Annotated in this window: 11 protein-coding genes; 1 reads left to right on the forward strand and 10 read right to left on the reverse strand. The window is 43.6% G+C overall.

What is annotated here, in order from left to right; genetic code table 11:
* Positions 1-79: 79 nt before the first annotated feature.
* A complete protein-coding gene (locus NSS94_RS17115; protein WP_341039729.1) occupies positions 80-1,825 on the reverse strand; it encodes a methyl-accepting chemotaxis protein in 1,746 nt (581 codons plus the stop codon).
* A gap of 348 nt (positions 1,826-2,173) precedes the next feature.
* Between NSS94_RS17115 and NSS94_RS17120 the strand changes: the two genes are divergently transcribed.
* Positions 2,174-2,761 (forward strand): RBBP9/YdeN family alpha/beta hydrolase, encoded by a 588-nt coding sequence (locus tag NSS94_RS17120; protein WP_341039731.1) that lies wholly within the window; start codon positions 2,174-2,176, stop codon positions 2,759-2,761.
* Positions 2,762-2,867: 106 nt separating this feature from the next.
* Here NSS94_RS17120 and NSS94_RS17125 read toward each other — a convergent pair whose 3' ends face one another.
* From NSS94_RS17125 to NSS94_RS17165, 9 genes are all read right to left on the reverse strand, one after another.
* On the reverse strand, positions 2,868-3,404 hold the full coding sequence (locus NSS94_RS17125; RefSeq protein ID WP_069010521.1) for an SMI1/KNR4 family protein: 537 nt from the start codon (positions 3,402-3,404) through the stop codon (positions 2,868-2,870).
* A gap of 52 nt (positions 3,405-3,456) precedes the next feature.
* Positions 3,457-3,891 carry a hypothetical protein gene (locus tag NSS94_RS17130; RefSeq protein WP_069010520.1) on the reverse strand — a complete coding sequence of 145 codons (435 nt, stop codon included), beginning with the start codon at positions 3,889-3,891 and terminating at the stop codon, positions 3,457-3,459.
* 28 nt (positions 3,892-3,919) lie between these two features.
* Positions 3,920-4,579: a DUF2625 domain-containing protein gene (locus NSS94_RS17135; RefSeq protein WP_341039732.1), complete on the reverse strand. Its 660-nt coding sequence runs from the start codon at positions 4,577-4,579 to the stop codon at positions 3,920-3,922.
* Between the two features lie 34 nt (positions 4,580-4,613).
* Positions 4,614-5,132 carry a hypothetical protein gene (locus NSS94_RS17140; RefSeq protein ID WP_341039733.1) on the reverse strand — a complete coding sequence of 173 codons (519 nt, stop codon included), beginning with the start codon at positions 5,130-5,132 and terminating at the stop codon, positions 4,614-4,616.
* 30 nt (positions 5,133-5,162) lie between these two features.
* The gene (locus NSS94_RS17145; RefSeq protein ID WP_341039734.1) at positions 5,163-6,323 is read right to left on the reverse strand and encodes an immunity 26/phosphotriesterase HocA family protein; all 1,161 of its coding nucleotides are present in this window, start codon (positions 6,321-6,323) and stop codon (positions 5,163-5,165) included.
* An 84-nt stretch (positions 6,324-6,407) separates the two neighbouring features.
* A complete protein-coding gene (locus NSS94_RS17150) occupies positions 6,408-7,415 on the reverse strand; it encodes a phosphotransferase (protein ID WP_341039735.1) in 1,008 nt (335 codons plus the stop codon).
* A 93-nt stretch (positions 7,416-7,508) separates the two neighbouring features.
* Positions 7,509-8,507: an AraC family transcriptional regulator gene (locus NSS94_RS17155; RefSeq protein ID WP_341039736.1), complete on the reverse strand. Its 999-nt coding sequence runs from the start codon at positions 8,505-8,507 to the stop codon at positions 7,509-7,511.
* 28 nt (positions 8,508-8,535) lie between these two features.
* A complete protein-coding gene (locus NSS94_RS17160) occupies positions 8,536-9,729 on the reverse strand; it encodes an MFS transporter (protein ID WP_029515488.1) in 1,194 nt (397 codons plus the stop codon).
* A gap of 14 nt (positions 9,730-9,743) precedes the next feature.
* On the reverse strand, positions 9,744-12,503 hold the full coding sequence (locus NSS94_RS17165) for a family 78 glycoside hydrolase catalytic domain (protein WP_341039737.1): 2,760 nt from the start codon (positions 12,501-12,503) through the stop codon (positions 9,744-9,746).
* Between the last annotated feature and the right edge of the window lie 19 nt (positions 12,504-12,522).

Below are 12,522 nucleotides of genomic sequence, written 5' to 3' on the forward strand. Positions count from 1 at the left end.
AAAAGGGAGCCTTCTTACGACTCCCCAACTGTTTTTCTTTGATGTAATGTTTCCCCTAGTCTATGGGTATTGGTCATCGTTAAATTTTAAAGCCTGCAACCAGTTCATTTAGTCGAGCTGCACTTTCCTTCACCTGATCAGACTGGTATGCCACTTCACGAGATTTTTCCGTTGAAGACACCATATTCTCAGCAATGTGTTGGGTAGATATGGCGGACTGTTCGCTGGCGGTAGCAATCTCATGGATCGCTCTCACCATGGTTTGGATGGTTTCATTTACCTGCTTAGAGGTGGCGTTCAAATCATTGACTGTGTTCGTATGCTCCACGGCATCATTGTAATATTGCCCTGCTGTATCCTCAAGCAGCTGATAATCCTTGCCCACCTGGGCTTGCAAGAAGTGCAGTAATTCTTCGGCATTGGTAGTCAGATTTTCTACAGACTGCACAACCTCTTGAGTAACACTCTGAATTTGGTCTACCGCGTGTTTGGAGCCGTCCGCCAACTTACGAATCTCGTTAGCTACAACCGCAAACCCTCGACCTGACTCACCGGCACGAGCTGCTTCAATGGATGCATTTAGAGCCAGCAAATTGGTCTGTGCCGTAATTTCCAAGATAGACTGAGAAAGTATACGAATCTGGTCTACTGCCTTGGCTCGCTCTAACGCTTCCGTCATCTTTTCATTAGCTTTTTGGTAAATTTCTTTGGCCGCTTTATTGGATTGACTAGCCGCCTGCTTCAATGTTTCAGCTTTTACACTTGTATCATAGGCAGACTGAGCTCTTTCTTGAGTTTTGACCGAGATATACTCTGCTGCCCGCTGCATTTCTTCCGCAGAATGGTTCATATTTTCGGTGTATGCCGAAGTCTCTTCCATAGCTGCTGACAGCTGTTCGACCGTGGCTGATACATCGCGAATCCGCTCATTGAGATCTGTCATATTATGATTCGTCTGATCACTCAGTTGGTTAATTTGACGTGACTCATTGATTACCCCTGTGATGACCATTGAGGTTGAATCTGTCATTTGCTGAATGGCACGAGCTATAACAGCGATCTCATTATTTCCTTTGAGCAAGGCAGGATCAAGTGCTGTCGTTAAATTTCCTTGGGTAATCTCTTCACAGTATTTCGTAATGGTGCTCATCCGGGAACGGATATTTCGAATGGCTGCAAAGGAGATTGTGATCAGAACAGCCAACACGAGAGCAAGAACTGTGATTAAAACAATTGTGCGCATTTTGATCTCGTTTTGCGTATTTTGATATAGGTTGGCGGATTGCTCATTGTTATAATCTGAAATCGTAGTCAGCATCGTAACAATGGCCGTACTAGATTTATTGATCCGGCCTCTCTCTTCTGTGTCATAGGTTCCAGTATTCTTTTTGACGGCCATGATCTGTTCGATGTCCTGAAAATACGTGTCTATACTCCTCTGTAGTTCCTCAAACAATTTCTGTTCCTTAGTATCCAATGTCCTTTGTGAAAATTCATTTAGCCCAGTTGTAACGCTATTTTTTCCTTTCTGCACCTGCTTATACTGTTTATCTGTATACTCCTTATTGTCGAGTATTTTTGTATAATTGGCTCGCATGTTATAAAAGTCACTTTTGACCTCAAGAATATTCGTCTGGTGTTGAAAGCGATCTGTATACAAAATACCTTGACCCTCTTTAGCTTGATACATACCGATAACTCCTACCAACGATACAATGAGCAAACCCACTAAGCTGATCATAATCATGGAGATCATCGTTGTCGTGATCTTTAAATCTCTAAAACCTTTTCCTTTTTTAGTCCTGTCCGATAGTTGGTTACTCATTCAAACCCCTCCAGCTCGTCTATGGATAATAGTTCACGCTGCTCTCAACTTTCACGAGTACTCTGGTCTTCCTCTTGATGCTGCCCTCCATACAACAAAATGAAGCAGATTACAAAACGTGATGCTATATATATCGGTAGAAAGCGCTTAAATTTATTAGCCAAATTACAGTACTGCAAAAATAATGAATATTATAATAGGCAAATTCATACATAGGCTTGCTACATGAATCAACAATTTTAGGTACTCATAAGCATTGGATGTTTGGTAAACTAGAGAGGGATTTTTACATGAAGTGGGACACATATGCAAACTAAGATCTAAACACTGGATGATGGGGGAGAACGTATGGTGACAAACATACAAAATCAAAAACAAGTATATATAATCCACGGATACACAGCTTCGCCAACAGATCATTGGTTTCCTTGGTTACAAGACAAATTACAGGAAGACGGGGTTTCGGTAAATATACTAGATATGCCCAACTCGCAAGCCCCCAAACTTAATGAGTGGATTGAGCATCTATTGCAAAATATTAAAGCTTTACATAAAGACACCTATTTTATTGGTCATAGCTTGGGTTGTGTATCCATATTAAGGTACCTGCAGCAAGTCAATATCCCGGAACCACTAGGTGGTGCCGTTTTCGTTTCCGGTTTTACTGATCCATTGCCAAGCCTGCCGTCATTAGATGAATTTACAAATGACCATTTGGATCATCAGCAGATCATGGATTCGCTAAAAGCGCGTGTAGTTATAGCTTCAAAGGACGACGCGATTGTCCCCTTTGCACTTAGTAAGAAACTAGCGGAAGATATCCAGGCTGATTTTCACGAATTAGATCATGGAGGACACTTTTTACAAAGTGACGGCTTTACCACCTTACCGATCGTCTCTCAAGTTTTAATGGAAATGATAAATGAAAATAAGTAGCGTTAAAAACCCGCAAAATAGACCTGGCAAAAAGGGTCCAGCTTGCGGGTTTTACATTTTCTACTGGATGAATTAGGGGGAATAAAGCGTATGTTTAGTCAAGATATCAATACAATGCCCATTTTTCCGTACACAGCTCTATAAATGAATGGGCAACCTGTTCACATTCGTCATACCCCAAGCTACCAGAATGAGCAAAAAGAATGGGATATTCGTTGTTACTTTTTTCCTCTCTCATATCAAACATATAGTGGTTTCCGCTACCATCCATCGCAAACGACACGGCACCCGGCATATACTCTGGCAGCTCGTAGGCGAGGTTCATTTCTCTCAAATCTTCAGTATTGAAAAACTGGAAATAACGTTCTCCATTCTGAAATTCACCGCCATTAGAATATTTCAGCAATTCTATGTAACTATCAGGAAATTGTCCTTGGGGCAGATGCCAGCCCACAGGATCTAGCGGTTTATATTGATCATAAAATGGAGACGATTTCGGGAAAGGGTTCACTTGTCTTTGTTGGATTTCGTGAATCTCCTGCTCCGATAGCTTGATGTTCCATGTGCTCAAAAAATTCGCGATTTGTTCACCAGTTGCTTCCGGACATTTTATAAATTGATGTTCAAAGTGAATACTCCACATAATAACCACCCTCCTACCTTGACGTCTCTAAAAGTTGTTTTTGCTACCTTTTTCAACCTTTTCCATCTTTTCCAAGCCACTCAGCCACACTTTCATGAGGTTGAAGGTTCTCACGTTTATAGTAAAAAACGGTCTTGAGCTCGTAATCCAAGCTTTCCGCAGCAATGAAAAATCGGGTACCAAACGTTTGATCCTCCATACAAATCACAGGCCCCTCAAGAAATCCGTAAGAGACAGTTTTTAACATTTCCAATTCCTTGTCATTAGCCAGTCTAAAGCATTCAATTGAAAATACACCACCCGGACAGGAAAGAAACGAGACCTCGTAAAATGTAATCTCTATGTTGTGATAATAGCTAAAGTCAAAGCTCCCTGCTAGTACCAGCTTGGGGCGACTTGTATAATCATAAATGTAGTAATGGTCAATGTTATTTTGAGAAAGTATTTCATTCAGCTGCATCAGTTTGGATTGAATGGAATGATTCATGATCTTATGTCCCCCTCCCCACTCGCGGCTATTCCCGATCCGTCACCGCCTGCCACGCTTCTGTTAGTGCTATAGGTGATTTGTGGCTGGTCTCTCCGCCACCTTCCTGAGTCCATAGCGGCGGATAATAAGCAAATACCTCTCCTGGCTGAAGTTGCTCCATATCCGACTGCCAACCATTCCAGCGGAATGTCTGGTAGAACAAGCCCAAATCTCCCTCAGCCAACCAGCTCAAGAAACCGGAATAGGCCAGCTCAGTGGATTCCCACTCCAATGCATCCGGTGCAAAATAGTAGATATGGCCGCTACGTCCAAACTTCCCTGTATCCAATCCAAAGAAGCCACCTGCTGCATCATAGGCCACAATCAGCATTCCCCCAAGTGCAGGAACGCTCGCTGGCTCTTGCAGCCCGTTCCACGAAGCCAAACTACCGTAAATTTCAGGCCCACCTGCACCCAGTAAGGTGATCCATCCGTGGTCAAATATGATTCCTCCTGTTTCATAGGCAACCGTTCCCAAGTACGATTTTGTGCTCACTTGCAAACGGTAGAGCGAATCTCCCCTAACAGATTCCGATTCTGCCAGTACAATGCGATATGGATTATTCCCTTCTTGCAGAATGTTTCTGACCTCTTCCCATGCATGGTTGTCCTGATCCATTAGCTCATCAACCGTTAACGTATGCATATCCATTCTCCTTCCTGTATTCCGTATCTATCTTTCAACCTGTGAACTGATTTTCGAAAACCTGCGTTTGCTCTAAAATCACCCACTGATTCAGCTCGTCGTAGCCTTGGACAATCGCCGTGATCTCATGTCTTGGGTACATCCACTCGGATGGTGTCTTTTCCGCATATGAATGGGTGTCTGCCAATCCGACTGCATTGTGCTGGAAAATATGAATTAGTGTTCCGTGTGGAAAAAAGGCTTCAATATATCCAGTTACCTTAGTCCCAACCGGCAGTGCGGTTTTGACTTGATGCCATTCCTTGTTGGAGGTGTGAAGATTGCTGGACCAGATTTCTTCAAACTCTTTTTTTGTAATTTTTGTATAATAGGGCTCTGTATCATCAATCGCTTTCTCTGCTAACAAGAAATGATATTGCTCGTGCTTACGATTAGAAGCAATAAAAGTACCGTCATCTTGGATCACAATTTGCCGATAGGCTACGCCGTCTGAGTCTATTTCAAAATACCAGGTTCCCATGCCTGGTTCCGGACAATCTTTAAGATATTTCATTCGTACCTCCTAAAAGGATGTATAACCGTGTCATTTCATCTTTCTTTTTCCGCTATAAGTCCTTGTCAAATATGCGAGATATTCCGAACGCGTCAGTCCTCCTGTTTGGCGGTTGAACTCATCGTACGAAATGTCTTCCGGGAATCCGAATTCGGCCAGTGCTTTTCGGCGCTCTTCCCGATACAACGGGTTATCCAGCGTGTGGTGCCACTCCCGCTCTTCCCAAGGACCAAAACAGTCTGCAATGACACCTGAATATACACCGTTATTTAACAATTCGCGCGAAGACTTGAACACTGTCTTTTCTTCCGGTTTGGAAATTGTGCCCGTTCCCCAGGACAGTCTATATATTCTTTCTTTACTGCTATCTATGCTACTGCCGTAACCAATCGGAAACACAATATCCTCTTCCGCCAACGCTTTATGCCCTATCCGCTCGTAGGACCCTCGCATAAAGGAATCATCCATGACAATCCAGGTTGTATCAGATAACGGGGCGGCCGTGATGGATTCCAAAGTTATTGAACGGTCACGACTTGTACACAAATACGGACGTACGAACAAAGGCATTGTCATGACACTGTTCCATATGCTCTCCTTTGCAAACAACTGATCCTTTTGCATTTGGCGCAAATCTCCGACGACCAGTACATAGCCATCTGTAAAAAGGTCTATTTCCACGCGGAAGATGTCTCCCGGAATGGTTTTATAACGCAGGTTTTTCATATGCTTCAATCGTTTCACCTTACGATCATAGTCGTTAGGCACAAGCGACGGGTAACGTTGAAGCCAATCGATGATCTCTTCTTTACTATGTAAATGCTCACATCCAGTGATGGGCAATCTCACGCCAGTTTTGCTATTCACAGCAGTAACATAACTAATATTACGATCTCTTCGAATGCCTGCTGAAAAGGACACACCTTCTGCTGTGATGCTCGAAACACTTGTATAATTCAGTTTTTTCTCTTTGCCACGAGCCGTTTTAGGCAGAACAAATGCCCGATCACGAGTAAAAATCTCTACATCAGCTTCTCCATAAGCATCCTCTTTGGAAGAAATTCGCTTGCGAATAACATCTCCATCCATACAAATAAAATATCCTTCTTTAATTTCTACTACGTCCCAATGTTCTTCCAGCGTCTCCAGCCCAAAATAGGGTCGTAACGCGTTCGTTAACCAACTATTCATCTGCTCCTCCTGTTCCGAGTACAATTCAGTAGACTTCATTTCTGTTATTCCAGAAATTATAACATAACACGGCATGTAGCTCGTTTATTCATACATTATTCTAGCTTGGACCAACTCCTCCTGAATCCAGCTACTGCTGGTAGACAGTTGGAGCAAGTCGGCCGTGATCTGTTTAACCTGTTCTTGCAGCACGTGTGGCTGATCTGTTCCTTCCAGAAAGCGACTCATAAAATGAAGAAAAACGTCTACCTTCCTAAGCAGCATTAACACAGGCAAAGCGTCAACCTCGGATTGACTCAAACGAACCTGGCGGCTGAAGCCCCCGCAAAACTCACGAACAGCTTTCGTCTCCTCCGGTTGTCCCAAAAATCCTGATAGGATGACCGCCGGATCCATGACCCGAACGTCCAGCGTACAAAATTCAAAATCAAGCAGTGCAGCCACCTGACTAGGGTCAGAATCCTTTACCAACAAATTGGAAGCGTTCAAATCTCCATGTACAAGCTGATGCGGCAACTCTTCCAATGCATGAAGTGAATCTATAATCTCTTCATATACTTTTCCTATCAAACGCAGCTCCTCATGTAAATCTTTTAGAAGCTCCGGCGGGTTTAAACAAAAACCTTGGATTACTTCCCGGTTACATAATGGATAGCATTGCTGCAAAGCATAATACGGCCGATAGACTGGAGTCATATCAAGATTAAGTGTTGCAAGTGCAGCAGATAATTCGCCAGCTGTCTCGCCAAAAGAATAGGCAAAGCTAGGATCCTGCTCCGATGGGGATGTGCCTTCTATGTATTCGAACAGACACACATATTTGCCACTATCCTTCTCAACCTGTGCAAGTGTCTCCCCCGAAATCGTTCGGATTGGCATTGGAACCCTGAATGATAGAGAATGCCTGCTCAGTTCCTGCAAAACCGCATGCTCAAATTCGATTTTGTTCCGATCCCTGTGTGTATCGTAGATGCGCAGTACCCCACTTCGCCCACCGCTCTTAACAAAATACGTCGTATTATTCCAACCTCCGGTTCGTCTCTGTAGTGTCCCGTCCCACTCTGGCCAGTGCCGTCTTAATACCGCTTCCAAAATGTATCCTCCCTATTAAACATCCGCTTATGAATTTGCAGTTATTATAACAAATATAGACGCCCGTTAGAATTGGACGTCCTTGTGTATCCTTCATTTCCTCATTTGTTTGTTTCGGATATTCTGCGGGGTGGCACCATACGCTGTTTTAAATTTTTTATAGAAAAAACTCATGCTGTTATATCCGACCTGCTTAAAGATCATTTCGAATGGCAGGTTGGTATTGACTACCAAAGAATAGGCCGCATTAAGTTTAATGTTGGCAATAAGCTGCGTGTAAGTAAGACCGGTTACTTTTTTCAACTTATTACTTAAATACGTACTATTGTAATTAAAATGAGTAGATAATTGCTGGAGGCTTAAATGCTGATAATGCTCTTCCATGTAATTCAGAATAGAAGTAATATTACTTTCCTGCTGGTTTAAGTGAATATTATGCTCGCTTTCCAATACACGGACCAATTCCCCAAATACAATGGGCAAATAAGCCTTGACCAGCTCCATTGAATCCTCTTGCCTGGAAAAATATTCGATCAAGATTCTACGCAATATATATTGAAGGTTTTCATTATGCTGTGACTCAAAAATAATAAAGTGATTATGATGCTGATGCTGGAGGACTGAATTGGCAAGAAACTCGCCGATCAAACTTTTTTTCTTAGATAGCCGCTGTAGAAATAGGGATGAAATCGTTTCTCTTTGCAGGAGGATATTAATCAGTATATCGTTTTCTCCCAAAGGTGCGATGCTGTGCGGTACATCCTTATCGAGGACACACACTTGGCCTTCACAAAGCTCAATTTCTTTACCCGCTATGATTTGGTTGCACTTACCTGAGTAAACATAGTTTAACTCAATAAATTCATGCATGTGCTCCAGCATCGGAGCAAACCTGTTGTGCTTGCTAATATAAATATTATGTTCTCCGAAGAAAAATAAAGCAGGCATTCGATACATATTCTGATTTATATCAAAAAATCGCTCATTTTCCGATTCTTTGGAGAGATCATTAATCACTTGATTGTTTTGCTGTTGTAAAAGTTCAATTTCAGTTTTACTTCTCAGCAACTGATCCAACTCATGAAGGTTCATAAACACAGACTCCTCCTTCAGACTCCCATTAACTGTGAACTGCCGTCTGTGTTTTGCTTCCCTTTCCTCTAATAGCGATTCCCAGACAGAGGAGCGCAGCAATCATAAATACAATCGCAGAGACGAGAAAGGAAAATGAGGCAGTTTCATTCCCAGACAACACCCCAACTAACTTGATAACATAAGGCGAAGCAAACGCTCCCAAATTGGAGCCTACCATTGCAATCGAAATAGATATCGTCTCACTGCCTTTAGGTACGATTTTAGTTAGTATCGTAAAAATATAAGGAATAAACAGCGCAAAGCTAAAGCCAATGATCAGCATGGCAACCGTAACCATGGTCACATTCTGAGCAAACCACAGCAGGACAAAACCTGTCGCTGTTAATAAACTGGAGATAAAAGGTGCGTAATTTCTGAACCATTTATATATTCTACCGAACAAGAAGCCTGCAATCATAGTTGATAAGGAGAACAGCGTCAAAGCGGTCCCTAAAAACCCTGCGTTAGGCATACTCTTTTCAGCAATCATAATACCTGTTTTGGTATACACAATCATGATAAAGGTCATAAACAGGAAAAGTGCAGCCCCTAATCCAAGTACAGGTAGGGACATTCCCCCACTCTTTTGGCCCGTTCCTGTCGTGCTCACTGTAGGCTCCTCACGCTCTGGTTCAGGAATGATAAAAAAGAACAACAGTGCGATAGGAATCGTGATCGCATAGCACAAAAAGGCAAACGGCCAGTCGATTAGGGCAAGCTGTCCTGCCACAAAGGTAGCCAAGCTGCTTCCGAGCCCTTGTACAGCGCTTTGAAAACCTACCAATTGAGCACGTTCATCCCCTTCAAAAAAATCACTAATTAAACTGACAGCCAGCGAATTGAACATCCCCAGACCTGCACCTAGCACCAAACGCAACGCGAGAATCCATGTAATGTTCGTAGTGAGCATAGGAAGTATTCCGCCGATGACCACGAGCAAAAGTCCTAGCAGGACTGTATTTTTTTTACCCAAGCGGGAAGAGATCGGGCCACTCAACAGCACAAACAGCATCATCGAGAAAGATGGGATTGTAACTATGCTTTCAATCAGTGAACTGGAGACTCCCGGTAATTGGTTCAGCATCATCGGGATGATAGCTGAAATAGCACTCGCTGATGTCAGGACTAAGGAAATGGACAACAATGCTGTTTTAAACCATATTTTGTTTTTAATATTCATCAAGCTTCTCACCTCTAGTCTATGTTATTTAGCCTCTGGTTGTATTTGTACTGGAACGTATACTGTCCAGATCCGACGGTAAACGTCAATTCATGATCTCCACTCAGTTGGAAATCAGGTTCTCCGGGAGAACCTGATTTCCCGGCCAGCTCTTGTGGCACATTACCAGGCGGATACTGAATCGACGGGTATTGCTTAGTAATGGTCTGTTGTAATGCATCTGGCTCTAGAACGCCCGGAAGCGTAATCTCAGCTGTCGTATTATGTGGTACGTGAACCGTCATCCGCATTTCTTCATTCACGATTTCCCAATGGACAGCAACCTCACCATAAGATGTCTCCAGCTTGCCATGGGCCGAAGTAAGATTAACAGGCGGTTTGGGTGCTAACCGTGACTTTTTGTAGCCCGCTTCAAGCACATCGATTCCGGCAATATTTTGGTACATAAAGTCTCCAACTGAACCGTACGAATAGTGATTGAACGAGTTCATATCGGTGCTCCAGAACGAGCCGTCCACTTTGATACTGTCCCAATGCTCCCACATGGTCGTTGCTCCCCGTTCAACCTGATAGAGCCAAGAAGGATAATCTTTCTGAAATAAAATTTTATAAGCTATATCTGTATAGCCATTGTCGGATAAAACCAGGCATAGATAGGGTGTGCCTACAAAGCCAGTATCCAAATGCATATCATTTTTTTCTATCAGCCGTACGAGTTCCTGAACCACTTGCTTTTTATATTTTTCTGGTACCAATCCGAAGTGCAAAGCCACAACCTGTGCAGTCTGGGTATTAGAAGTCAGTTTGCCAGCATCATCAAAATAACGGTTTGCAAAAGCGCTTCTAATCCCCTCATGCAAGCTTTGATAATTGTTGTAATCGGTATACCGATTCAGCAGTTTGGCCGTCTGCGCCAAGATATGAGTCGAATACGCAAAGTATGCAGTCGCTACCAGCATTCCATCGGTCGCTCCAAAATAGCTTCCTTCCTCGCTATCCAGTGCGAGCCAGTCTCCCAGCTGCAAACCAGTATCCCACAGATGTTCCTCGGTCCCCTGGGCACGAATATAATCGACCCATGCTTTCATACTGTCATACTGCTGAGCTAGAATTTGCTTATCTCCATAACATTGATAGATCGTCCACGGACATATAACTGCTGCATCTCCCCATGCGGCTGTCGTTTGGTCCATATTGTCTGCAAAGGTTCCTTTGAGGACATCCGGCACGACAAAAGGCACAGCCCCATTCTCCAGCTGGTTGTAAGCCAAATCTTTCAGCCACTTTCGAAAGAAGGAAGCACTATTCATATTGAAGCTGGCCGTTCTGGCAAAAATCTGTGCATCGCCGGTCCAGCCTAATCGCTCATCACGCTGCGGGCAATCGGTCGGCACATCCAGGAAGTTCCCCTTTTGTCCCCATACAATATTGTGCTGGAGTTGGTTCAGCTTTGGATCGGATGTCTCGAACAAGCCAATTGTCGCCATGTCTGAATGCAAAACAACGCCTGTAAAATCTTCAATGGCTACGCCAGCCGGAAAGCCCTCAAGCTTCACATACTGGAAGCCTTGAAAAGTGAAATGCGGCCTAAATATCTCCGTCCCCTTGCCGCTGCAAATGTACGTAATCTGCTGCGCTGCATCACGAATATTATCTCGGTAAAAGTTCCCTTGCTGATCCAGTACTTCACCATGAACCAGATTCAGAACCGTACCTTCGGGGGCTTTCACTTTAAATTCCAGCCAGCCTACCATATTTTGACCCAAGTTAAGTACTAGTTCGCCTTTAGGAGTCCAAATCAGTTCAACAGGCTTTAATCGGTTCATTACACGGACAGGCTCGTTCTCCTGAGCAACCAGATGACTTAACGGAAACGGGACGACCTGCATCATTTTCCGTTCGTTCAAGAAGCGATGTTCGGCTGCCTGCTGCTCCAGTCGAGCATCATAGATTTCGCCGTTATAAATATCTGACATCAAAATGGCACAGCTCGTTTCCTCCCAGGAAGAATCAGAGCAAATGAGTTCTGAACGGCCATCTTCATAGCTAATCTTCATTTGAAATAGCAAAGCATTCGTGTTCCCGTAGGTATCCTTGCGCTTTTGCCAGCCTAGATAGCCGCTGTACCAGCCTTCTCCCACCGTTGCTGTGATGCGGTTATGTTGTTCTCGAACGGTAGAAGTCACATCATAGGCTTGCACCTGAACACGATCGTTATAATCTGTCCATCCCGGGGTAAAGTAGGCATCGCCTACTCTTTGTCCATTGAGCTCCAGCTCATACAGACCAAGGCTTGTGGCATAAATGACTGCTTTTTTCACTTTTCCCTCAACTGAAAAACACTTGGAAGCAGCAAAAGGGGCTCTCGTCTGAAACTTTTCATGGATGCTTCGCTCCTGCACTGTAATCCATTGTGCCTTCCAGTCCTGCTCATGGAGCAGCCCCATTTCCCAAAAGCCAATCTCACTCCATTCCGATTCCTCGGGTTCGGTGTCACCCGCTCCCTGAGCCCATACTTTTACCCGGTAATAATATCTTTGTCCTGATTCGAGTGGAGGACCTTCATAGGGAAACAAAATGGATTGTTCCGAATAGGAAAAATGATTCCAGAGCAGCGATTCAAAAACAGGATTTATGGATACCTGCAATTGGAAGCGTTTTTGGAAAACATATATGTTGTCAGATTCAATTTGCCAACTTAATCGAGGCTTTAGACAACCCAGTCCAATCGGATTGTTTACATGTTCACATCTAAGCGCTTTCACTTTTAGCATCTTATGTCCTCCCTGAGAT

Source organism: Paenibacillus sp. FSL L8-0644, assembly GCF_038008165.1.
Lineage (GTDB): Bacteria > Bacillota > Bacilli > Paenibacillales > Paenibacillaceae > Paenibacillus > Paenibacillus polymyxa_D.